The sequence below is a fragment of the Micromonospora lutea genome (genome assembly GCF_016863535.1).
Lineage (GTDB): Bacteria > Actinomycetota > Actinomycetes > Mycobacteriales > Micromonosporaceae > Micromonospora > Micromonospora lutea.
Map to the genome: position 1 here is coordinate 103611 of NZ_BOPB01000010.1, position 21994 is coordinate 125604.

21 protein-coding genes are annotated in these 21994 nt (G+C 71.6%); 5 read left to right on the top strand and 16 right to left on the bottom strand.

The annotated features are described in order from the left end of the window. Positions 1-29 precede the first annotated feature (29 nt). On the top strand, positions 30-524 hold the full coding sequence (locus Vlu01_RS10925; RefSeq protein ID WP_203997271.1) for a YajQ family cyclic di-GMP-binding protein: 495 nt from the start codon (positions 30-32) through the stop codon (positions 522-524). A gap of 31 nt (positions 525-555) precedes the next feature. Here Vlu01_RS10925 and Vlu01_RS10930 read toward each other — a convergent pair whose 3' ends face one another. Beyond that, positions 556-1746, bottom strand: a complete 1191-nt coding sequence (locus Vlu01_RS10930; RefSeq protein ID WP_239095827.1) for a helix-turn-helix domain-containing protein — start codon at positions 1744-1746, stop codon at positions 556-558. Between the two features lie 438 nt (positions 1747-2184). Here Vlu01_RS10930 and Vlu01_RS10935 point away from each other — a divergent pair, with 438 nt between their 5' ends. Continuing rightward, positions 2185-2400: a winged helix-turn-helix domain-containing protein gene (locus Vlu01_RS10935; RefSeq protein ID WP_203997273.1), complete on the top strand. Its 216-nt coding sequence runs from the start codon at positions 2185-2187 to the stop codon at positions 2398-2400. Between the two features lie 11 nt (positions 2401-2411). On the opposite strand, the gene Vlu01_RS10940 is transcribed toward Vlu01_RS10935, so the two are convergent. The 9 genes from Vlu01_RS10940 to Vlu01_RS10980 all read right to left on the bottom strand — a co-directional run bounded on the left by Vlu01_RS10940 (position 2412) and on the right by Vlu01_RS10980 (position 12013). Beyond that, entirely contained in the window at positions 2412-2882 is a 471-nt protein-coding gene (locus Vlu01_RS10940; protein WP_203997274.1) for a GNAT family N-acetyltransferase, read from the bottom strand. Between the two features lie 59 nt (positions 2883-2941). Beyond that, the gene (locus Vlu01_RS10945) at positions 2942-4201 is read right to left on the bottom strand and encodes an MFS transporter (RefSeq protein WP_203997275.1); all 1260 of its coding nucleotides are present in this window, start codon (positions 4199-4201) and stop codon (positions 2942-2944) included. A gap of 179 nt (positions 4202-4380) precedes the next feature. Then, complete coding sequence (gene htpX, locus Vlu01_RS10950) at positions 4381-5253, bottom strand: zinc metalloprotease HtpX (RefSeq protein WP_203997276.1); 873 nt, start codon at positions 5251-5253, stop codon at positions 4381-4383. A 134-nt stretch (positions 5254-5387) separates the two neighbouring features. Further along, positions 5388-6860: an NADH-quinone oxidoreductase subunit N gene (locus Vlu01_RS10955; RefSeq protein ID WP_203997277.1), complete on the bottom strand. Its 1473-nt coding sequence runs from the start codon at positions 6858-6860 to the stop codon at positions 5388-5390. A 156-nt stretch (positions 6861-7016) separates the two neighbouring features. Then, entirely contained in the window at positions 7017-8549 is a 1533-nt protein-coding gene (locus tag Vlu01_RS10960) for a complex I subunit 4 family protein (protein WP_203997278.1), read from the bottom strand. Further along, positions 8546-10465, bottom strand: a complete 1920-nt coding sequence (locus Vlu01_RS10965) for an NADH-quinone oxidoreductase subunit 5 family protein (RefSeq protein ID WP_203997279.1) — start codon at positions 10463-10465, stop codon at positions 8546-8548. The genes Vlu01_RS10960 and Vlu01_RS10965 overlap by 4 nt, the downstream gene beginning before the upstream one ends. Continuing rightward, the gene (nuoK, locus tag Vlu01_RS10970; RefSeq protein WP_203997281.1) at positions 10462-10839 is read right to left on the bottom strand and encodes an NADH-quinone oxidoreductase subunit NuoK; all 378 of its coding nucleotides are present in this window, start codon (positions 10837-10839) and stop codon (positions 10462-10464) included. Before nuoK ends, Vlu01_RS10965 begins: the two co-directional genes overlap by 4 nt. Continuing rightward, on the bottom strand, positions 10836-11378 hold the full coding sequence (locus tag Vlu01_RS10975) for an NADH-quinone oxidoreductase subunit J family protein (protein WP_203997283.1): 543 nt from the start codon (positions 11376-11378) through the stop codon (positions 10836-10838). The genes nuoK and Vlu01_RS10975 overlap by 4 nt, the downstream gene beginning before the upstream one ends. Continuing rightward, positions 11375-12013 (bottom strand): NuoI/complex I 23 kDa subunit family protein, encoded by a 639-nt coding sequence (locus tag Vlu01_RS10980; RefSeq protein WP_203997285.1) that lies wholly within the window; start codon positions 12011-12013, stop codon positions 11375-11377. The genes Vlu01_RS10975 and Vlu01_RS10980 overlap by 4 nt, the downstream gene beginning before the upstream one ends. Positions 12014-12109: 96 nt before the next feature. Here Vlu01_RS10980 and Vlu01_RS10985 point away from each other — a divergent pair, with 96 nt between their 5' ends. Beyond that, entirely contained in the window at positions 12110-12682 is a 573-nt protein-coding gene (locus Vlu01_RS10985; protein ID WP_203997288.1) for a Uma2 family endonuclease, read from the top strand. Between the two features lie 87 nt (positions 12683-12769). Then, on the top strand, positions 12770-13783 hold the full coding sequence (locus Vlu01_RS10990; RefSeq protein WP_203997290.1) for a glutathione S-transferase family protein: 1014 nt from the start codon (positions 12770-12772) through the stop codon (positions 13781-13783). A gap of 75 nt (positions 13784-13858) precedes the next feature. On the opposite strand, the gene Vlu01_RS10995 is transcribed toward Vlu01_RS10990, so the two are convergent. Continuing rightward, positions 13859-14821, bottom strand: coding sequence for a complex I subunit 1/NuoH family protein (locus Vlu01_RS10995; protein ID WP_203997291.1), 963 nt, complete (start codon positions 14819-14821; stop codon positions 13859-13861). Beyond that, complete coding sequence (locus tag Vlu01_RS11000) at positions 14821-15516, bottom strand: NADH-quinone oxidoreductase subunit C (RefSeq protein ID WP_203997292.1); 696 nt, start codon at positions 15514-15516, stop codon at positions 14821-14823. The genes Vlu01_RS10995 and Vlu01_RS11000 overlap by 1 nt, the downstream gene beginning before the upstream one ends. Positions 15517-15707: 191 nt before the next feature. On the opposite strand from Vlu01_RS11000, the gene Vlu01_RS11005 reads away from it, so the two are divergent. Next, positions 15708-16754 carry a glucose 1-dehydrogenase gene (locus tag Vlu01_RS11005; protein ID WP_203997293.1) on the top strand — a complete coding sequence of 349 codons (1047 nt, stop codon included), beginning with the start codon at positions 15708-15710 and terminating at the stop codon, positions 16752-16754. A 75-nt stretch (positions 16755-16829) separates the two neighbouring features. Here the strand turns inward: Vlu01_RS11005 and Vlu01_RS11010 are convergent, their stop codons facing one another. The 4 genes from Vlu01_RS11010 to Vlu01_RS11025 form a co-directional block, all read right to left on the bottom strand. Then, positions 16830-18146, bottom strand: coding sequence for a DUF2252 domain-containing protein (locus tag Vlu01_RS11010; protein ID WP_203997294.1), 1317 nt, complete (start codon positions 18144-18146; stop codon positions 16830-16832). A 66-nt stretch (positions 18147-18212) separates the two neighbouring features. Then, positions 18213-18791, bottom strand: coding sequence for an NADH-quinone oxidoreductase subunit B (locus tag Vlu01_RS11015; RefSeq protein WP_203997295.1), 579 nt, complete (start codon positions 18789-18791; stop codon positions 18213-18215). Positions 18792-18919: 128 nt separating this feature from the next. Next, complete coding sequence (locus Vlu01_RS11020; RefSeq protein WP_203997296.1) at positions 18920-20386, bottom strand: pyridoxal phosphate-dependent decarboxylase family protein; 1467 nt, start codon at positions 20384-20386, stop codon at positions 18920-18922. Continuing rightward, complete coding sequence (locus tag Vlu01_RS11025; RefSeq protein ID WP_203997298.1) at positions 20383-21969, bottom strand: MFS transporter; 1587 nt, start codon at positions 21967-21969, stop codon at positions 20383-20385. Before Vlu01_RS11025 ends, Vlu01_RS11020 begins: the two co-directional genes overlap by 4 nt. Between the last annotated feature and the right edge of the window lie 25 nt (positions 21970-21994).

Sequence of the window (21994 nt, forward strand, 5' to 3'; positions counted from 1 at the left end):
CAAACCAGCCGGACAGCAGGAGCATGAGCATGGCAGCGAACCCGTCGTTCGACATCGTGAGCAAGGTCGACCGCCAAGAGGTCGACAACGCCCTCCGGCAGACGGAGAAGGAGCTCGGGACGCGGTTCGACTTCCGGGGCACGGGAGCGGGGATCTCCTGGTCCGGCGAGGAGGCGATCAGCCTTGAGGCGGAGACCGAGGAGCGGGTCCGGGCCGCGTTGGACGTGTTCAAGGAGAAGCTGATCAAGCGGAACATCTCGCTGAAGTCGCTGGACGCGGGCGACCCGCGCCCCTCGGGCAAAACCTTCAAGCTCGACGCCAAGGTGATCCAGGGCATCGAGCAGGACAAGGCGAAGGCGATCAGCAAGAAGATCCGCGACGAGGGCCCCAAGGGCGTCCAGGCCCAGATCCAGGGTGACCAGCTGCGAGTGACCGGCAAGAAGAGGGACGACCTTCAGGCGGTCATCGCGCTGCTCAAGGCCGAGGACTTCGGAGTGGCACTACAGTTCACCAACTACCGGTGAGCCTCGACCGGCCTGCGGCCTGACCGCGCGGTCATGGGCGGAGTACGCCCAGGGTGATGGCGAGCTGGGTGATCGTCGCCGGGGCGCCCGGAGCACGGGCGACCTGTGCGACCATCTCCCGGCCCGCCGGGCGGTGACGTATCTCGGCCGGGGCGATGTGGTCAGCCTGCATCAGGGCGTGACCAGCCTTGGCGACCTCGTCGACGTGCAGGTAGGCACACGCCGCGTCGATCAGGTGCGTGGCCCGCTGCTCGACGGAGAGCCAGTGCCACCCGCTCCGCGTCAGCACCTTCTCGTGGCGGGCGACCGCCTCCCCCGCATCACCCGCCGCCGCAGCGGCGGCGACCCGTGCCACCTCGACAGCCGCTGGCCCGAAGCCGGTCCGATGATGGTCGTGTCCGTCGCCCACCCGGGCGGCCAGCTCGGCGGCCTCGTCCAGCAGCTCAGCCGCCCCGCGCTCGTCGCCCGACCTGGCCGCCACCAGCGCCGCCTGCACCAGCAAGGATCCGCACAGCGACAGCTTTTCGGGCGTACCGCTGTCGAAGTCTCGCGGAGCGATCCGATAGGCGGCGGCCAGCAGTACCGACCTCGCCCTCGGCATGGTTCGCAACGCCTGGCCGAGCTGTACCGCCGCGCACGCCACCAACAACCGGTCACCGGTCGCCGCGGACATCGCCCGGTCGGCGGCCAGCCAGGCCAGACCTGCCTCGTCCAGTTTGACCAGCAGTGCCGCCGTCAACCGGTACGCCTCAACCACCGTGTTTCGGGCCGCCTCCGGATCGTGCGCGTGGGCGCGTTGCACGTCGGCGAGCAGGGACGGCAACTGCTCGACCAGGTACGGGTACCTGGCATGCTGGAAGGTGGTCCAGGCATGGGCAACGGTCCCGGCCAGCTCATCGGAAGCGGGTTCGCGGCGTGCCCGGCGACCGAGTGCCGCGTCGTACGTCGACAGCGCCGCCCGGATCCGCGCCACGCCCTCGCTCCGCGCGGTCAGTTCGGGCGGCTGGACATCGCGGCCGAGGAGTGTCGACACATCGACCCGCAGAACAGCGGCGATGTCACGGATGGTCGACACCCGCTCCAACGAGCGCACCCCACGCTCGACCTTGTCGACCCAGCTCTTCGACTTGCCCAACCGGTCAGCGAACGACTGCTGCGACAGCCGCCGCCGTACCCGCAGGTAGGCGACGCGCCGGCCGATCGGCACTGGATCACGGCTCACGACCGCACCGCCGATCCGGCACCGGCCAGTGCCCACGATTGATCGGCACGCGGTGACGGACCCGGCAGGGCAGGTCCGCACCACAGCGGCACACGCGCCGCCACCGCCGCCACGACCACACCGGGCGATGTCGGTACGCGAGAGTCAGCGCCACCGCCGCGACGTACTCACCATAGGACACTCGCCTCACCGGCGAATCACTTCCGTCTGGCTCATGGTTTCGCCTTCACTCTCGGCCTCCGACGCGCTGCTGCGCCTGTGTGGCTGACGAGACGTGGATGCCCGGTCACGGGGGATGCGGCGGGCATCCACGTCGGCGAGGACGGCCCGACAGCGCCAACCGAGGGATCGACCTCCCGGTCAACCTCCCATAGGTACCGTTGGGTAGTCAAGGGCTGAGGTAGGTGGTCTACTCGTGTTGCCAACCGAGGAGAATGCGTGCCACCGCGTTACCGCTACGAGCAGATTGCCGACGACCTCGCCGAGCGCATCGCGTCCGGCGAATTCCCGCCTGGTGCCAAGCTGCCCAGCCGACGAGAGCTGATCGAGCACTACGGCGTCACCGAGCCGGTGATCGACCGTGCCATGCAGGTGCTACGGATCAAGGGTATGACCGAGACGCTGCCGGGCGTCGGTGTCTTCGTAGCCGAGTAGACCCGTTTGGCTCAGGGGTTGGGGTGGTGCCGGAGCCAGGCGTACTGGACGGGTTGCCCCTGGTTCCACTCTGCCGCCAGCTGCGCCGGTACCCGCTCGAAGCCGGCCGCGAGGTAGCACCGCAGGGCCGCGGTGTTGTCCGGGCGTACCCGGATATGGATCGCCGGGTGATGGGACCGGGCTCGGGCGGTGAGCAGGGTGACCAGTTGCCGGCCCACGCCCTGCCCCCGGTGGGTCGGGGCGACGATGATGCGGGCCAGCTCGACCTCGGCCTCGTCGTCGTCGAGCCACAGCTCGCCGTAGCCGACGGGCCTGCCGTCGACGACGGCGAGGTACGGCACCACGTCCGGCTCGCTCCCCCAGCGGCTGACGTCCTCCGCGGTCACCTGGTCACGTGAACACCAGCGGCGAGTCTCCTCCGGCGAGGTCGCCCAGCTCGCGACGACGGCCGGGTGGGCGGGGCCGGGGGCGGTCAACTCCATGGTGCGCCTCCTCGCGGCAGAGGCTACCGGGCGGGGGCGAGTATGCCGCGACGCGTCGTTCAGGCCACGGCCGGGCTGTCGACGCGTACGGTGGCGGCTTCCGCGCGGGCGATGGGGCCGGCGGGTAGCGCGGCGACTGCGGCTCCGACGGCGACCGCAGCTCCGGCGAAGAGGAACGCCCAGGGCACTCCGCCGGCATGGTCGACGATCAGGCCGGAGACCGCGCCGCCGATCGCGCTCGCACCGACCGACATGGTCACCACCCAGGTGTACGCCTCGTTCAGCATGCCGGTCGGTGAGATCCGCCCGACCAGGGTGTTCTCCAGGGTCAGCGCGGGAGCGATCATGGCCCCGCCGATCAGCAGGGCGGCACCCAACAGGCCCGGCGTGGGCATCACGGCGAAGACGGCGAAGCTGCCGGCGACCCCGGCGAGCAACCAGGCGAACAGGCGGGTCATGTTGCGTGCCGGCCGGCGGACGCCGAACCAGAACCCGCCGATCGCGCTGCCGATCCCCCAGACGGCCAGCAGCACACCGGCGAGGCTGTCCGGGTCGTCCGGGCTGTATCGGGTGGCGAACGCGGGGACGGTCACGCCGGCCGCCCCGAAGGCGATGCCGAGGCTGGCCACGCAGAGCAGCAGCGCCGGGAAGCCGGCGACCCGCAGCGGGCCGAGGCCACGTGCGTGGTGTTCCCGGGCGTGCGGACGCCATTGGCGCATGACCTGGCCGAGCGCCACCACCACGGTGCCGACCAGGGTCACCACGGCCGCGCCGACCAGCGCCGCCCCGGCGTCGGCGACGAGGACGAACCCGGCCACCAGCAGTGGTCCGAGCACGAAGACGATCTCGAACAGGGTGGTCTCGGCGGCCAGCGCGGTGTTGCGCAGGTGGTACCGGCCGGATTCGACGTTGGTCAAATCGTTCCAGGCACCCCGGATCGCGGCGGTCATCGGTGGGTACGTCCCACCCGCCACCGCCGAGGCGAGCAGGACCAGGGCGAAGGGGGCAGTCTCGGCACGGGCTGCCCAGAGCAGCCCGATCAGGGCCAGCGGGTGGGTGATCGCGGTGCCGAGCAGCACCGGGGTCGGGCCGATCCGGTCGGCGATGCGGCCGGCCACCGGGCTCAGGGCGGCACCGGAGAGGGCGTAGCAGCCGCCGGCGACGGCCGCCAGCGAGTACCGTCCGGTGACCTGTTCGACGACGAGCAGCAGCGCCAACGGCGTCATGCCGATGCCGAGCCGCCCGATGATGCCGGTGATCAGCAGGGTCGGTGCGCCTGGGATCTGCCAGACAGCCAGATACCGGCGCAGCCCAGCCACAGCGGACCTCCACGAGATGTAATGAGCAAGACTCGGTTCGACCCTAACGCCCGACTGCCGGCCAGCGACCCGGTCCGGGCCTGTGGCGGCGCTCACCACCCCGCGACGAGGCGCTGCCGCGAGGACGACGCCGCCCGCGCCGGACGGACCGGGCGCGGGCGGCGAAGGGGTTGGTCGGGTCAGCGCCGGTAGCGCACCGGCCCCTGCTGCGCAGCCATCTGCTCCAGCCGGGCGACCCGCTGCTCCATCGGCGGGTGGGTGGCGAAGAGCGCGGCCACCCCGCCGCCCCGGAACGGGTTGGCGATCATGAGGTGGGCGGTGCTGGTGAGCTGTCCCTCGGCCGGCAACGGTCGCCGCTGGGCACCCATGTGGATCTTCCGTAGGGCGCTGGCCAGCGCCAGCGGGTCCCGGGTGAGTTCGGCACCCGAGGCGTCCGCCTGGAACTCGCGGCTCCGGCTGATCGCCAACTGGATGACGGTGGCGGCGATCGGCCCCAGGATGATGGTGAGCAGCAGCACCAGCGGGTTCGGGCCGTCCTCGTCGTTGCCGCCCAGCGGGATGAACAGGGCGAGGTTCGCCAGCATGGTGATGATGCCGGCCAGGCCGGCGGCCACGCTGGAGATGAGGATGTCCCGGTTGTAGACGTGCGACAACTCGTGGCCGATGACGCCCCGCAACTCACGGTAGTCGAGCAGCTCGACGATCCCATGGGTGACGCAGACGGCCGCGTTCTGCGGGTTGCGGCCGGTGGCGAAGGCGTTGGGCTGGGCGGTCGGGCTCACGTAGAGCCGGGGCATGGGCTGCCGGGCTTCGGCGGCCAACTCCCGGACCATGTGGTACAGCTCGGGGAACTGGGCCTCGCTGACCGGTTGCGCCCGCATCGAGCGAAGTGCCAACTTGTCGGAGTAGAAGTAGGTGACGCCGTTCATCACCAGCGACACGAGTACGGCGATGACCAGGCCGCCACTGCCACCGAACCAGTAGCCCACCGCCAGGATCAGCGAGGTGAGCAGGCCGAGCAGCGCGGCGGTCTTCAGACGGTTCTGGTGCACGATCACTCCTTCGGTGCACGGATGCATGGATCCGCTGACCGGTACAACACCTCCCTACCCGAGAAACATCCGTTTCATGACTGAGAGTTACCTGAGACGGTGACGGGCGGGAATGCGGCGTCGGTCCGCCCGGTTCAGCTTGCGGCGAGATCGAGCACGATCTGCGGCGCGAAGCCGACGACCAGGGCCACCACGGTCGCCACCGCCAGCGCCACGGCCACCGCACGGGCCGGCCGGACAACCGGGGGCGTGACGTCACCGGTCGAGGAGTAGAGCAGCGCGGCGAATCGCAGGTAGTAGGCCAGGCCGATGACCGCGTTCACCGCCACCACCAGGGCCAGCCAACCGGCTCCGCCGCCGAGCAGGGAGCGGACCACCGTCACCTTGGCGAAGAGTCCGGCCAGGCCGGGTGGCAGACCGGCGAGGCCGATCAGCGCGAACGCCAGCCCGGCGCCGACCCACGGGTGCCGGCGGGCCGCGCCGCGCAGCTCGTCGAGGCGGCCACCGTCCGCGCCGGCCGGGCGCAGCGCCACCACACCGGCGAAGGCGGCCAGTTCCAGCAGCACGAAGAAGACGGCGTACGCCAGGGCGGCGGCGAACGCGGCGGTGCGGGCGTCCGCGTCGGCGGCCAGGGCCAGCGCGCCGAGCGGGGCGAGGATGTAGCCCGCCTGAGCCACCGAGGACCAGGCGAGCAGCCGCACCGTACGCCGCTGACGCAGCGCCACCAGGTTGCCGACGGTCATGGTCAGCGCGGCGACCAGGGCCAGCACCGGGCCGGTCACCTCCGGTGGCAGCGCGTGCTGCACCACCGCCAGCAGAGCGATCACCCCACCGAGCTTCGACGCGGTCGACAGGTACGCGGCGACCGGCAACGGTGCCCCGTCGTAGGTGGCCGGTGCCCAGGCGTGGAAGGGCACCGCCGCCACCTTGAAGGCCAGCCCCGCCACCACCAGCGTCACCGCGACCGTGGTCAACGGCAGATCGAGCAGCGCCTCGTCGGCGAGGAGGGTGCCCAGCCGCTCCAGGTGCAGCCCGCCGGTGACCGCGTAGAGCAACGCGGCACCGAGCAGGGTCAGCGCGGTGGCGACCACGCTGACCACGAAGAAGGTCACCGCCGCCTCGGCGCTGGCCAGGCTGCCCCGGCGGAGCCCGACCAGGACGTACAGCGGCAAGGTGAGCACCTCCACCGCCACGATCAGGGTGATCAGGTCACCGGCCGCCCCGAGCACCACGCCGCCGGTCATCGAGCAGGTAAGCAGGAAGCAGAACTCCCCCACCGGGGTGTTCCCGGCCCGCAGCAGCGGCCCGGACAACGCCAGTACCCCGAGAACGAGCAGCGCCACCAGCGCGGCGACCAGGGCGGCTCGGCCACCGAAGACGTACGAGCAGTCGGAGCCGACGCAGAACGTACGCCGTTGGGCCCCCGAACCGACCGCCGCCGCACCGACCGCGGTGGCGACCGCCCCGGAGGTCGCCGTGACCACGGTGGCCACCGGTCGGGCCAGCACCAGGTCCACCAGCAACACCAGCACCGCCGTCCCGGCGGCCAGGTAGGCCGGCAGCAGCGCCAGGTGGTCGACGGCCTGCACCAGACTCTGCTCGCTCATCGCGCCACCTCGCTACGCTCGGCGCCGCGACGAGGCACCACCGCACTGAGCCGAATGACTCGCTCGCTGCGCTCACTCATCGCGCCACCTCGCTACGCTCGGCGCCGCGACGAGGCACCACCGCACTGAGCCAGATCATTCGCTCGCTGCGCTCACTCATCGCAGCACTCCCACCAGGGCCTCGACCGGAGCTTCGGCGACGCCCAGCACGAGTGTCGGGGCCAACCCGACGGCCAGCGCGAGCAGCACCAGTGGCGTCCAGGCGACCAGTTCAGCCCCGGCCAATCCGGGACTGAGCGCGGCGACCGCCGGAGTGGGCTGACCGTGGGTCACCCGCCGCAGCAGCCGCAGCAGGTACGCCGCAGTCAGCGCCCCGCCGATCGCGGCCAGCACCGCCAGCGTGGTCCAGAGCGCGCCACCGGCCTCGACGGCGGCGACCACGGCGAACGCCTCACCCCAGAAGCCGGCCAGCCCGGGCAGCCCCAGCGAGGCGACCGCCGCGAACGCGAGCAACCCGGACAGGCGCGGGGCGGTCTCCCGCAGCCCGGACAACTCGCTCAACGCGCCGGTGTGGGTACGGTCCTTGATCGCTCCGGCCAGGAAGAAGAGCAGACCGGTGATGACGCCGTGGGCGACGTTGCCGATCAGCGCCGCCTGGATGCCGGTGGCGGTCAGGGTGGCGACCCCGAGCAGGACGAACCCCATGTGTCCGACGCTGGAGTACGCGATCAGCCGCTTCAGTTCGGTCTGGGCCAGGCAGACCAACGAGCCGACCAGGATGGCGGCGACAGCGAGCACACCGAGCACGGGCGCCGCCCATCGGGCACCCTCGGGGGCCACCCCGACGGCGACCCGGATCAGGCCGTACGTGCCCATCTTGAGCAGCACGCCGGCGAGCAGCACGCTGCCGACGGTGGGTGCCTGGGTGTGCGCGTCGGGCAGCCACGAGTGCAGCGGCCACAGTGGGCTCTTCACCGCGAAGGCGAACGCGAGCAGGGTGAAGGCGGCGAGCTGGGTGGTGCGGGACAGTTCGCTGCCGCCGGTCAGCACCATGATGTCGGCGGTGCCGGCGGCGGCCACCACGACGTACACCCCGACCAGCAGCAGCACCGAACCGAACAGGGTGTAGAGGGCGAACTTCCGCCCCGCCCGCCGCCGCGCGTCCAGCGACGCCGGATCGGTGCCGTCACCTCCCCAGCCGACGATGATGGCGTACATCGGCAGCAGAACGACCTCGAAGAAGAGGAAGAACAACACCAGGTCGAGGGCGAGGAAGGTGCCGAGGATGCCGACCTCGACGACCAGCAGCAGCGCCACCAGGGCCCGACCGTCGCCTCCGCCGGGGACCCGCCAGAGGCTGTAGCCGCAGCAGAGCAGCGTGAGCAGGGCGGTGAGCACCACCAGCGGCCAGGAGATGCCGTCCACACCCAGGTGGAAGCGCAGATCCAGGCCCGGCACCCAGGGCAGGTCGATCGAGTGCCAGGGGCGCACCGCGGACGCCGTCGCCGCGTACGTCGTCCAGCCCTGGTCCCGGCCGGCGACCAACGCCACCGCCGCCACCAGGGTCAGGGCGGCGGCGAGCGTGCCCACCAGCCGGGCCGCCCGGTCGCGTGGGATGGCCGCCACGGCCAGCGCGCCCAGCGCCGGCACGGCGAGCACCGCAACCAGCAGGAAATCTCCGACGCTCATGCCGTCGCTCCGATCAGGGCCGCGGCCAGGCCGATCAGCAGCGCGCCGGCCAGCACCGCGGCGGCGGCCCGGGGCAACGCCGCCCGGTGCAGGGTGCCCAGCCCGCCGCCGAGGGCACCGGCGGCGCGTCCGGTGCCGGTGACCGCGCCGTCCACCACCCGCTCGTCGGCGGCACGGGCCAGCCGACCCAGCGCGGTCGTCGGGCGTACGACCAGGGTGTGCTGCACGTCGTCGAGGCGGAACGCGCGGGCGAAGACCGGCCGCAGCGGACCCAGCGCGGTGGCCGGATCGGCGCTGCTGTCCCGCCGCCACCGGGACCAGGCCAGCCCGACCCCGACCAGCAGCAACGCCAGCGGCAGCAGCATCAGCGGCCCGACGTGCAGCAACCGGGGTACTCCCGACTCGCCGGGAGCACTGGACAGCAGCCGGTCGACGAACCAGGGCGCGAACCCGGCCAGCCCGAGCAGGGCCGCCGGCACGGCGAGCAGCAGCACCGGCCAGCGCAACGTGGCGGGTGGGTCGTGCGGGCGGGACGCCGGAAGGCGGTTGGCGCCGAAGAAGGTCCGCAACAGCAGCCGGGTGGCGTACCACGCGGTGATGGCCACCCCGATCAGCCCCGAGACCAACACCAGCCATCCCACCCAGGCCGGTGCCGGACCGTGTCCGAGGAGGGCGTCCTCGGCGGCGGCCAGCACGCCCTCCTTGCTCCAGAAGCCGGACAGCGGTGGTACGCCGGCCAGCGCACCGAGCCCGATCACGGTGCACCAGAAGGTCACCGGCATGTGGTGCCGCAACCCACCCATCCGGGACATCAGCGAGGTGCCGACGGCGTGGATCACCGCACCGGCGGCGAGGAACAGCAGCGCCTTGAACGCCGCGTGGGTGAGCAGGTGAAACAACGCGGCCGGTGGAGAACCGACGGCGAGTGCCCCGGTCATGTACCCGATCTGCGAAACCGTCGACCAGGCGAGCACCCGCTTGATGTCGTCCTGGGCGGTGGCGGCCAGCGCACCGAGCAGCAGGGTCACCGAGGCCATCACGCCGAGCACGACCAACGCGGTCGGAGTGGCCTCGAAGAGGGGCCACAGCCGGGTGACCGCGTACACACCGGCGGCGACCATGGTCGCGGCATGGATCAACGCGGAGATCGGGGTCGGGCCGGCCATCGCGTCGGGCAGCCAGGTGTGCAGCGGGAACTGTGCGCTCTTGCCGGCCACCCCGGCGAGCAGCAGCAGGCAGGCCGCGGTGAGCGTGGTGGTGCCGTGGTCGTGGGCGAGCACGTCGGCGATCCGGAAGCTGCCCGCCGAGACACCGAGCAACGCGATGCCGAGCAGGAAACCGACATCACCGACCCGGGTCACCAGGAACGCTTTCATCGCGGCGGCCGGTGCCTCCGGCAGCCGCCGGTCGTGGGCGATGAGCAGGTACGAACAGATGCCCATCACCTCCCAGCCGACCAGCAGCAGAATCAGGTCCCCGGAGACCACCACCAGCAGCATCGCGGCGGTGAAGAGACTGATCTGCGCGGCGTACGGCGGGTAGCGGTGGTCGGGTTCGTCGGGCGGTCCCTGCCGGAGGTAGCCGATCGAGTAGACCTGCACGGCCAGGGCGACCGCGGTGACCGCGACAGCGACCAGGGCGGCGGCACCGTCGAGACGTACCCCGAGGGTGACGGTGAGCCCGCCCAGCTCGATCCAGGTGGTCGATGCCTCGGCCGGGTCGTCGATGATGAACAGCAGGGCCACCGCCAGGGCGAGGGCACCGGTCGCGCCGGCCACACCGAGGGCTGCGGCGGCGCGGCGGGCGGTGGCCTGGCCGAGGGTCGCGCCGCGCGGCGACGGTGGCAGCAGCAGCCCGGTCAGGCCGGCGAGCAGCGGTACGGCCGGCAGCAACGCACCCAACGTCGTGGCGCTCACCGTGGTCCCTCCGGTGCGCTTGCGGTGGCCGGGCCACTCGTCGAGGCGGGCACCGGCTCCCCGGCATGTCGTTCAGCCAGCGGAATCTCGTCCACGGCGACGCTGGCCCGCATCCGGTAGAGCTGGAGGACGATCGCCAGGCCCACCCCGATCTCGGCGGCGGCCAGCACGATCACGAAGAGCGCGAAGACCTGCCCGCTGTGCGGCAGCACCGCCCGCGCCGTGGTGTCAGCCGTGATCAGGATCAGGTTCACCGCGTTGAGCATCAGCTCGACGGCCATCAGCACCAGCACCGCGTTGCGTCGCCGCAGCACGCCGTAGACGCCGAGGCCGAACAGGAGCGCGGCGGTGACGTACGGGATGACCGGCCTCACCGCGACCTCCCCGCGTCGCCGGCACCTGGGTGGTCGGTGCGGGTGGCACCGATGTCGGGGCGGGACAGCACGATGGCGCCCACCAGTGCCGACAGCAGCAGCACCGACAGCACCTCGAAGGGCAGCACCCAACTGCTGAAGACCTGCTCACCGATGCGTTCGGCGCTGCCCGCCTCGGGCAGGTCCACGGTCGTCCAGCGGTACGCGTCGACCAGCAACGCCGCCAGCCCGAGCCCTGCCCCTCCGCCGATCAACGCGGCCGGCCAGCCGGGACGGTCCAGATCGTCGGAGGCGCCGATCGGTGCGCGGGTCAGCATCACGGCGAACAGCAGCAGCACCACCACCGCGCCTACGTAGATCAGCACCTGCACCCAGGCGACCAGCTCGGCGGCGAGGACGAGGTACATGCCGGCCACCGCGCCGAGGCAGACCACCAGGTAGAGCCCCGCACGCACCAGGTGCCGGGTCGACACCACCAGCACCGCCGAGCCGACCGCCACCGCGCCGAGAGCGAGCAGCAGCGCGTCCACCCCGGTCACGCGGAGCTGCCTTCGTCGTCGGTGGCGCGCGGTGGCGCGGGTCGGCGTTCGGGGCGTACCGCCGGGGTGGTCGGGCGGACGGCGGGCGTGCCCGAGGCGGCGGCCTTGCGCGCGGCGGCGGTCTCCTCCTTGGCCGGCTCGCCGTTCGGGTCGTGGGCCGGGGGTGGCGGCACCGTGGCCATCCACTCGCCGAGGTGGTCCTTGTCGTGCAGCAGGTCCTTGATGTCGTACTCGGCGTACTCGAACTCCGGCGACCAGTAGAGCGCGTCGAAGGGGCAGACCTCGATGCAGATGCCGCAGTACATGCAGAGGGAGAAGTCGATGTCGAACCGGTCGAGCACGTTGCGCTGCCGGGCGCGGGCGGCACCCGGTACCGCCACCTCCTCCTTGTGGGAGTCGATGTAGATGCACCAGTCCGGACACTCGCGGGCGCAGAGCATGCAGACGGTGCAGTTCTCCTCCAGCAGCGCGATCACCCCGCGCGAGCGGGGCGGCAGCTCAGGGGCGACGTCCGGGTACTGCGCGGTGGTGGAGCGTTTCGTCATCGTCTTCAGCGTGACGGCGAGCCCCTTGACCAGGCCGCTGCCGGGCAGTCCGGTCGCCTCGCTTCGCTCGCGCTCGCTCATGCCGAACATCCTGCCCTGTGGCCCCGGCGCGCGCGACCACCACCCGGGGGAAGCCGGTAGTACGGTGGCTGCGGGGAGAAGCGACGCACCGGAAAGGACCCGTCAATGACCGCCGCGCTGCACGACGACTACCCGGCGCCGGGCGAGTGGACGACGGACGACCTCGACCGGCTGCCCGCCGACGGCCGCCGCCGTGAACTCCTGGACGGACAACTGATCGTGTCGCCCTCCCCCACGCGACTGCACCAATCCATTGCGCTGCTGCTCGGCGCAGCCTTGCTGGAGACCTGCCCCGCCGAATTCGACGTCACGCAGGGGGTGGCGGTGCGGATGTCCCGCACCCGGGCCTTCATCCCCGACCTGCTGGTCACCGAGTTGGACGTCGCCGCCCGCAACCCCTCGTCCTACCTGCCGCAGGAGGTCCTGCTGGTGGTGGAGATCGTCTCGGAGCGGACGCGCAGCATCGACCGGGTGCTCAAACCCGCGCTCTACGCCGAGGCGGACATTCCCTTCTTCTGGCGGATCGAGACCGAGGCGGGGATCGTGGTGCACGCCCACCGGCTCGACCCGGTGAAGCGCGTCTACGTCGAGCACGCCCGGATGAGCGACGGCATCCTGCTGGCCGACCCGTGGGAGATGGACATCCCGCTGGACCGGATCACCCCCCGGTCACGCTGACCTGTCCCGACTGTCTCGCCGAGCCGGCGGACCGGGCATCGGCAATGATGGGACGGGACGTGAGCTGGCACGGCAGAGGGCGGGACCATGACGGAAAGCAACGACGCGGACCGGACGCAGACCTCCGGAAAGTACGTCGAGCCGGGTGAGTTCAAGCGGGACCAGAACTACATCACCACCCGGATCACCGCCGACGGACGGGACGGCTATCCGGTCGAGCCGGGACGCTACCGGCTGGTGGTCAGCCGGGCATGCCCGTGGGCGAACCGACTGATCATCGTGCGCCGACTACTCGGCCTGGAGGATGCCATCTCGATGGGGGTCGCCGGCCCGACCCACGATGCGCGGAGTTGGACCTTCGATCTCGACCCGGACGGGCGGGACCCGGTGCTCGGCATCGAGCGCATCCAGGAGGCCTACTTCGCGCGCTACCCGGACTATCCCCGGGGGATCACCGTGCCGGCCATCGTCGACGTGCCCACCGGGCAGGTGGTGACCAACGACTACGCCCAGATGAGCCTGGACCTGTCCACCGAGTGGACCGCGTACCACCGCCCCGGTGCTCCGCAGTTGTATCCGGAACACCTGCGTGCCGAGATCGACGAGGTCAACGCGGTGGTCTTCGCCGACGTCAACAACGGCGTCTACCGGTGCGGCTTCGCCGGCAGTCAGGACGCGTACGAGCGGGCGTACCGGCGGCTGTTCGACCGGCTCGACTGGCTCAGTGAGCGGCTGGCCGGGCAGCGCTACCTGGTCGGCGACACGATCACCGAGGCGGACGTGCGGCTGTTCACCACGCTGGTCCGTTTCGACCCGGTGTACCACGGCCACTTCAAGTGCAACCGGCAGAAGCTGAGCGAGATGCCGGTGCTGTGGGCGTACGCCCGGGACCTGTTCACCACTCCCGGCTTCGGTGACACGGTCGACTTCGACCACATCAAGCGGCACTACTACGAGGTGCACCGGGACATCAACCCGACCGGCGTGGTGCCACTCGGCCCCGACCTGTCGAACTGGCTCACCCCCCACAACCGCGAAACCCTCCGCGGCACCCCCTTCGCCCACGGCACCCCACCCCTCCCCCTCCCCCCACTCGGTTGATCATGAGGTTGTTGTCGCGCCACGCCAGGGCCGGGCACAACAACCTCATGATCAACGCGGAGGGGTGGGGTGGGGTTAGAGGGTTAGGCGGATGGCGGCGGTTAGGACTAGTTGGGCCAGGGCGGCGGGGACCAGGACCAGCCAGCAGAGGCGTTGGAGCTGGTCGGCGCGGAGCCGGGGGTAGGACACCCGGAGCCAGATGATCACGAAGCTGACCGCGGCAACCTTCAGCAGGGTCCAGAGCCAGCCGAGCTGCTCGTCGGCGAACGGGCCCTGCCAGCCGCCGAGGAACAGCACGGTGGTGAGCGCGGCGATCACCACGATACCGACGTACTCGGCCAGCAGCAGGAACGCGAAGCGCAGACCGGTGTACTCGGTCAGGTAACCGAAGACCAGCTCCGAATCGGCGACCGGCATGTCGAAGGGCGGCCGACGGATCTCCGCCAGTCCGGCCACGAAGAAGATCACCATCGCCGGTGCCTGCCAGAGCAGCCACCACGGCTGCCACGCCTCGACGATGCCGGAGAGGCTGAGCGTCCCGGCGGCCATCGCCACCGAGGCGGCAGCCAGCACCAGCGGCAGCTCGTAGCCGAGCAGTTGTGCCGCACCGCGCAGCCCACCGAGCAGGCTGTACTTGTTGGCCGACGCCCAGGCCGACATGAGCACCGCCAACACGCCCACGCCGACCACCGCGAGCACGAAGAAGAGCCCGATGTCCAGCGGCTGCCCGACCAGGTCGTTCGGACCGAGCGGGATCACCAGCAGGACCAGCAGGTACGGCACCAGCGCCACCGCCGGCGCCAACCGGAACACCGGCCGGTCGGCCGCGCGCGGAGTCACGTCCTCCTTCTGGACGAACTTCACCCCGTCGGCGATCAACTGCGCCCAGCCGTGGAACCCGCCCGCGTACATCGGGCCGAGCCGGCCCTGCATGTGCGCCATCACCTTGTGCTCCGCCTGCCCGACCAGCAACGGCAGGACGAGGAAGGCGGCCAACACGCCACCGATCCGGATGACCAACTCCAGCCAGAGCGGCATCAGGCCGTACCTCCGTCATCCGACGCCGGACGGGCCGGACGTTCCCGGGCGGCTCGGGTCGGACGGGCCGGGGTGCCCCCGCGCGGCCCCTCCCCCACCCCACCGGCGCCGGCGGGGGTCGGCACGACCCCCCACTCGCCCGGCGCGGGTACGCCCGGCGGTCGGATCGGACGGCGTCCACCGCCGGCCTCCGACTCACCCGGTTCCTTCGCGCCCGGCCAGGGTTTCGCCACCCGTGAGGCCAGCACGAACTCCTTGCGCAGCGGATGCCCCTCGAACTCCGGTGGCAGCAGCAGCGGGCGCAGGTCGGCGTGCCCGGCGAAGTCGATGCCGAACATCTCGTAGGTTTCCCGCTCGTGCCAGGCGGCACCCGGATAGACCGCCACGACGGAGTCGACCGTCGGTGTCTCGCGGGGCACCCGGGCGCGTACCAGCACGCCGTGCCGGCGCGCGGTGGACCAGAGGTGGGCCACCATGTCGAAGCCGTCGCTCAACTCGTCGACCGCCGACAGCCAGTCGAAGTAGTCGCAGGCCAGATCGGCGTCGTCGCGGGCGGCCAGCAACGCGGCCCGCCAGGCGTGCGGGGGTACGTCGACGGTGGCCCGGGAGTGGGCCTGACCGCCGGAGACCGTCGCGGTGGCCTCGACGGGCGCGAGCAGCGCGACGAGCCGCTGGCCAACCTCTTCCGGTGTCATGCCGCTGATCCTAGGACGTGTCTCCCGGATCTCGCTGAGCCGAGACGAGGCTCCGGCGGTGAGCCGGCGTGCTGCGCACCCGGCCGCCCCACCCGGGCCGGCGTTCAGCGGTCACGCGGCCCGGTGCACGCGGGCGGGTGACTCTCCCGGGCTTCGCCCTGCCGGTCGGGCGCGGGCACCAGGATGGAGGTGTGCGCGCTGTCACCGTCATCCCGGGGGTACCCGGCTCTCTGCGGCTGCTCGACGACTACCCGGAACCGGCCCCCGAGGAGGGACCGATCCTGGTGGAGGCCCTCGCGGTGGGCGTCTGCGGCACCGACATCGAGATCATCGAGGGGCAGTACGGCGAGGCACCGCCCGACACCGACCGCCTGGTGCTCGGCCACGAGTCCCTGGGCCGGGTGCTGGAGGACCCGACCGGCACCCGGCAGCCCGGCGATCTGGTTGCCGGCATCGTCCGGCACCCCGATCCGGTGCCCTGCTCGAACTGCGCGGTCGGCGAATGGGACATGTGCCGCAACGGCCAGTTCACCGAGCACGGCATCAAGGCGCTGCCGGGCTTCGCCCGCGAGCGGTGGCGGTTGCAGCCCCGCTTCGCCGTGGGGCTCGACCCGTCGCTGATCAAGGTTGGCACGCTGCTCGAACCGACAAGTGTGATGGTCAAGGCGTGGGACCACGTCGACCGGATCGGCCTGCGGGCCGAGTGGCAGCCGCGTACGGCGTTGATCACCGGTGCCGGGCCGATCGGCCTGCTCGCCGCGCTGCTGGCCAGCCAGCGGGGCCTCTCCGTGCACGTGCTCGACCTGGCCACCGAAGGCCCGAAACCCGCGCTCGCCAGTGCGCTCGGGGCGACCTACCACTCCGGCCCGCTCGATCGTCTGGACCTGCAACCGGACGTCATCGTCGAGTGCACCGGCGCGCCGGCGGTCGTCCTGGAGGCGATGTGCAGGGCCGGTCCCAACGGGATCGTCTGCCTGGCCGGCGTCTCCACCGGCGGACGGACGATCGACTTCGACGCGGGGGCGCTGAACCGGACCCTGGTCCTGGAGAACAACGTCGTCTTCGGCTCGGTGAACGCCAACCGGCGGCACTGGGAAGGTGCCGCCGAGGCACTGTCCAAGGCCGATCCGGCCTGGCTCGCTTCGCTGATCACCCGCCGGGTGCCGCTGGCCGAGTACGGCATCGCCTATTCACCCGGCCCGCAGGACATCAAGGTGGTGCTCGAATTCGACACCTGAGCCGACTGGCCCGGGCGACCCGCCGGTACCGGTACAGGCCGACGGCCGGGCCTGTACCGGAACGGCTCGGGGAGGTCAGATGCCGGGGAGGCGGCCGTTGCGGAACAGGTCGACGAAGAGCTGGTGATCCTGCCGGGCCCGTACGCCGTAGGTGTGGGCGAAGTCGACCAGGTGCCCGACGAAGCCGGCGGGGTCCGTGTCGACGGCGGCGACGATGGCCTCCTCGGTCGAGTAGTCGACCAGGTCGTGGCTGGACTCGTCGTCGGCCACCGAGTGCATCCGGGCGACCGCCCGACCGAGGTCGGCCAGCACCCCGGCCAGTTCCTCCGGCTCGTTGACGTCCGCCCAGTCGAGGTCGGCCGCGTACGGGGAGACCTCGGCGACGAGTTGGCCGACGCCGTCGAGTTCGGTGAAGCCCACCCACGGGTCGGCGTGCGCCTGGAGGGCCCGTTGGGACTCGGCGGTGCGGTGCCCCTGGTGCCGGAAGTAGCCGCGGACCCGCTCGTCGTCGATGTACCGTGCCACCGCCGGCACCTGGGCCTGCTTCATGTAGATCAGGACGTCGTTCTCCAGCGCCTGCGTGTGCCCCTCCAACAGGAGGTTGTACGACGGCAGCCCGGCCGAGCCGATGCCCACGCCCTTGCGCAGCACCACGTCCTTGATCTGCGTGGCGAGCGGCCTGGCCTGCGCCGTCGAGACCGGCAGTGTCTCCAGGTACGCCTCGAACGCCGCGCACACCCGCGCCCGCACCTCACCGTCGACCTCGTACACCCCGTCACCGAGGGAGAACCGGCGCTCGTAGTTGTCGATGGTGGTCTGCCCGCGCAGCAGGTCGACCCGGGTGTTCAGCCGGGCCTGCTGGAGCACCCGGCGCAGCACCCCGTCGGCGTTGTCCAGGGTGATCGAGCCGATGGCGTCGTCCCCGCCGGCGGCAATGGCCCGCAGCTCGACCAGGTACGCGTCCGCGAAGCAGGTGACCAGATCGCTGATCACCCGGTCGGAGAGCGCCTTGGTGTAGCCGATCAGCGCCACGCTCGCGACGAACCGCCGCAGGTCCCAGGTGAACGGCCCGACGTAGGCCTCGTCGAAGTCGTTGACGTTGAAGACGAGCTGGCCGGAGCCGTTCATGTAGGTGCCGAAGTTCTCCGCGTGCAGGTCGCCGTGGATCCACACCCGGCTGGTCTGCGCGTCAAGGAAACGGTCGTCGGCGAAGTCGCCGCGCTGGTCGGCGTAGAAGAGGCTGGCACTGCCCCGGTAGAAGGCGAAGGGTGAGGCGGCCATCTTGCGGAACTTGCGCCGGAAGGCGGCCGGGTCGAGCGCCATCAGGGTGCCGAACTCCTCGGTCAGCACCTTGACGATGAAAGCGGAACGCTGTTCCATGACGTCGGTCATGATCCGACGTTAATCCCCGACCGCCAGTCGGCTCGCCAGGCTGGCGTCGACCGGCGCGTGGGAGCTTCAGGCGCTCGGCGGGCGTACCGGTGGGGCGGTCAGCGAGGCGGTGGAGCGAGGTACCACACCGTCGGCGGGTGGGGCGTCGACCGGCGCGGCGAGCGGGTCCGGGCGGGACACGCCGCCGATGCCGGACTGCTCGGCGGCGATCTTCTCCTGCAGGCGGAGGATGCCGTGCAGCAACGCCTCGGGCCGGGGCGGGCAGCCGGGCACGTAGACGTCGACCGGGATGAGCTGGTCAACCCCCTTGGTCACCGAGTACGAATCCCAGTAGGGACCGCCGCAGTTGGAGCAGGCACCGAACGAGATCACGTACTTCGGCTCGGGCATCTGGTCGTAGAGCCGCTTGATCGCCGGGGCCATCTTGTCGGTGACGGTGCCGGAGACCACCATCAGGTCGGCCTGCCGAGGTCCGTGCGCGAACGGGATCACGCCGAGTCGCATGAAATCGTGACGGGACATGCTGGTCGCGATGAACTCGATGGCGCAGCAGGCCAGGCCGAAGTTGAAGACCCAGAGCGAATAGCGTCGACCCCAGTTGAGCACGAACCGGATCGGCTCACCGAGCACCGCAGGCAGCTGCACGACCGCTCCCCCTCCCGTCCCCGACAGTCAACCACAGCCCCCACCGCACCTTGCTGAAAGGAAGGGCCCCCTGTTAACGCCTGGCGTTGTACAAGGGCCCCCTCCTAACATCGCGCGCCGACGGACCGCTACCAGGCCGGGCGCTGCAACAGGCTGACGAACTCGACCAGCAGCCGCTCGCGTAGCGCCGATGGCGCGGCGTCGAGCAGCGTGTTGACCGGGGCCATCCGTTCCGGCAACCCACCGCTGGGATTGAGCCCGAGGCCGGCGGCGAGGCCGGCGACCAGGTCGCCGGTGAGCGCCTCCGGCGCCAGCGTGCCGGCCAGGGCACGCAGTTCTGGCGGCAACTCCACTGGCCCCGCCGCCCGGGCGGCGGTGACCGCGTCGGCCAGGTCGGGACCGAACTCCGCTGTCCGGGGCGCCACGGCGGCGGTCACCGTGAGGTGCACGCTGGGCGGCAACCCGGCGTACGACAGCTGTGGCTGGGTGTGCCAACCCCGCGCCGCCAACTCGTCGACCAGCACGAACAGGTCCGGGCCGGCGTCGGTGGCGGTCAGGCAGACCACTGTCGACTCCGGCTCGGCTACCAGCCGCAGCCCGTCGGTGCCGCGTACCGCGTCGGCCAGCGCGCGCACCGCCTCCCAGGTCCGGCGGGTCAGCTCCAGGTAACCGTCGTCGCCGAGGTGGCGCAGGGTGGCGTACGCGGCGGCGATCGGCCCACCGGAGCGGGTCGACGAGATCACCGGGTTGATCATCGTGTACCCGGGCCAGTCGGCGTACGCGAAGTACTGCGAGGCACGCAACTGCGGATCGCGGTGCAGCAGCACCGACACGCCCTTCGGCGCGTACGCGTACTTGTGCAGGTCCACCGAGATCGAGGTGACCCCCGGCACGGCGAGATCGAACGGGGGCACCGGAGCACCGAGACGCCGCAGGTACGGCAGCGTCCAGCCACCGAAGCAGGCGTCCACGTGGCAGCGGACCCCTGCCGCGGCGGCCACCTCGGCGATCTGCTCGACCGGATCCACTACGCCGTGCGCGTACGAGGGTGCCGAGCAGGCCACCAGCACCGTCTCCGGCCGGATTGCAGCAGCCACGTCGGCGACCGCCGGCCGCAGGGTGGTCGGGTCGACCGGCACCGTGTCGAGTTCCACCCGCAGGTAGTGGGCCGCCTTGGCGAACGCGGCATGGGCGGTGGCCGGCGCCACGATCCGGGGTGCCGCGATGTCCGGCCGGGCGTCCCGAGCGGTCTTCACGGCCAGGATGAGTGACTCGGTGCCGCCGCTGGTGACGCTGCCGACGACGTCCGGAGCGCTGGTGCCCGGTCCGCCGCCGAGCAGCCGTGCCGCTGCCGCGACCAGCGCGTTCTCCATGGCCAGCAGAGACGGGAAGGCCGTCGGGTCGAGCCCGTTGACGTGGGCGCTCTCGGCGTACGCGGCGGCGGCGAGCGCGTCCAACCCGGGCACCGCCGGGTCGTAGACGTACGCGAACAGCCGCCCCCCATGGGTCGGCCGGTCCATCGCCCGCAGCTCGCGGATCTCCGCCAGCACCAGCTCCGCCGCCACGCCCTGGTTCGGCAGGTTCTCGTCGATCATGGAGTTGTGGCGCCCTTTCCGTGGGTTTCAGCGGCTTTTGTTCCTGCCACAACTGCATGATCGGCGGTGGCTGGGGGTGGGGTGGGGGTAGGGGTGGGGTGGGGGGTGGGGGTGGGTGGGGTTAGGTGGGTGGGGGTTAGGTCGTAGGGGCGGAGGAGGAGGGTGGCCAGGCCGATGAGGAGGGCGGGGAGGACCGTGAAGCCGAGCAGCACTCCGAGGCGGGCGGTGTCGGACTGGGTGGCTGCGGTACCGGTGGTGGAGGAGACGTAGCCGGTGAGGGCCAACACCAGGCCGTAGATGCCGGGGCCGAGAGCCAGTCCGAAGGTCTCGCCGGCCGTCCACACCCCGGTGAAGACGCCGGCCTGCCGACGCCCGGTACGCATGGTGTCGTACGCGATGCAGTCCGGGAGCATGGCCAGCGCGAACACCTGCTGCCCGGCGTACCCGACGCCGAGCAACGCGACCAGCAGGTAGATCACGGGGCTTGGCAGCACCGGCGCGGCGACCAGCGCCAGCCCACCGGCCGACAGGATCAACGACGCCGCCACCAGGGCGGCGAGCTTGCCCACCCGGGCACCCACCCGGGACCAGAGCGGCATCACCACCAGCGCCGGGCCGACGAAACAGACGAACAGCACGGTCGGGCCGGTCGCCGAGTCCCGCAGTACGTGGTCGGCGAAGTACTGGACTCCGGCGAGGATGGTGGCCACCCCGGCGGACTGCACCACGAAGCAGAGCAGCAGCGCCCGGAAGGGCCGGTTACGGGCCACGACGGTGAGCTGGGCGCGCAGGCTGGGCTCGCTCTCGGCGACCGCATCCTGCGGGGCGGACCGGGTGCCGAGGAAGGCACCGACGGCACCGAGCGCGATCAGAGCGGCCACGAAGACACCCATCCAACGGTGCCCGGCGACACCTCCGCCGGCCGCATCGCGTACCAGCGGCGCCACCGCACCGGCGACCAGGATGGCCAGCGCCAGCACCGCGATCCGCCAGGTCATCATCCGGGTACGTTCGGCGTAGTCGCTGGTCAGCTCGGCTGGCATCGCCACGTACGGCACCTGGAAGAAGGCGAACGCGGTCGCGGTGGCCAGGAAGGCGACGGCGACGTACGCCCCGGAGGCGGGACCGGCACCGAACGGCGCGGCGAAGATCGACCCGAACAGCACGGCCAGCGCCAGCCCACCGAAGAGCAGATACGGACGGCGAGCGCCCCACCGCGACCGGGTCCGGTCGGAGATCCGCCCGGCCACCGGGTTGGCCAGCACGTCCCAGGCCTTCGGCAGCAGCACCAGCAGGGCGGCCAGCCCGGCGGCCACTCCGAGCGTGTCGGTGAGATAGGGCAACAGCAGCAACCCCGGCACGGTGCCGAAGGCTCCCGTCGCCAGTGAGCCGAGCGCGTAGCCGGCATGCACACCGCGCGGCAGCGCGCCGGCCGCTGCCGCTGCGGCGTCCGGGCTCGTACGGGAAACGGTGGCCGGGGCCGCCGTACCGGCGCCGGGCGCGGACGGGCCGGGCGCGGACGGGCCGGGCGCGGACGGGCCGGGCGCGGACGGTGGGCCGGAGCCACCCGGCGGCGCGGTCATGGGGCCGAATGTTACTCATGTTATG

Bases quoted from the DNA above. Each gene is read 5' to 3' on its own strand.
- Vlu01_RS11025 (WP_203997298.1), bottom strand. From the start codon at position 21,969: ATGACCGCGCCGCCGGGTGGCTCCGGCCCACCGTCCGCGCCCGGCCCG.
- Vlu01_RS11010 (WP_203997294.1), bottom strand. From the start codon at position 18,146: ATGACCGACGTCATGGAACAGCGTTCCGCTTTCATCGTCAAGGTGCTG.
- Vlu01_RS10980 (WP_203997285.1), bottom strand. From the start codon at position 12,013: ATGTTCGGCATGAGCGAGCGCGAGCGAAGCGAGGCGACCGGACTGCCC.
- Vlu01_RS11000 (WP_203997292.1), bottom strand. From the start codon at position 15,516: ATGACACCGGAAGAGGTTGGCCAGCGGCTCGTCGCGCTGCTCGCGCCC.
- Vlu01_RS10925 (WP_203997271.1), top strand. From the start codon at position 30: ATGGCAGCGAACCCGTCGTTCGACATCGTGAGCAAGGTCGACCGCCAA.
- Vlu01_RS10955 (WP_203997277.1), bottom strand. From the start codon at position 6,860: ATGAGCGAGCAGAGTCTGGTGCAGGCCGTCGACCACCTGGCGCTGCTG.
- Vlu01_RS11020 (WP_203997296.1), bottom strand. From the start codon at position 20,386: ATGATCGACGAGAACCTGCCGAACCAGGGCGTGGCGGCGGAGCTGGTG.
- Vlu01_RS10960 (WP_203997278.1), bottom strand. From the start codon at position 8,549: ATGAGCGTCGGAGATTTCCTGCTGGTTGCGGTGCTCGCCGTGCCGGCG.
- Vlu01_RS10990 (WP_203997290.1), top strand. From the start codon at position 12,770: ATGACGGAAAGCAACGACGCGGACCGGACGCAGACCTCCGGAAAGTAC.
- Vlu01_RS10985 (WP_203997288.1), top strand. From the start codon at position 12,110: ATGACCGCCGCGCTGCACGACGACTACCCGGCGCCGGGCGAGTGGACG.
- Vlu01_RS10995 (WP_203997291.1), bottom strand. From the start codon at position 14,821: ATGCCGCTCTGGCTGGAGTTGGTCATCCGGATCGGTGGCGTGTTGGCC.
- Vlu01_RS10940 (WP_203997274.1), bottom strand. From the start codon at position 2,882: ATGGAGTTGACCGCCCCCGGCCCCGCCCACCCGGCCGTCGTCGCGAGC.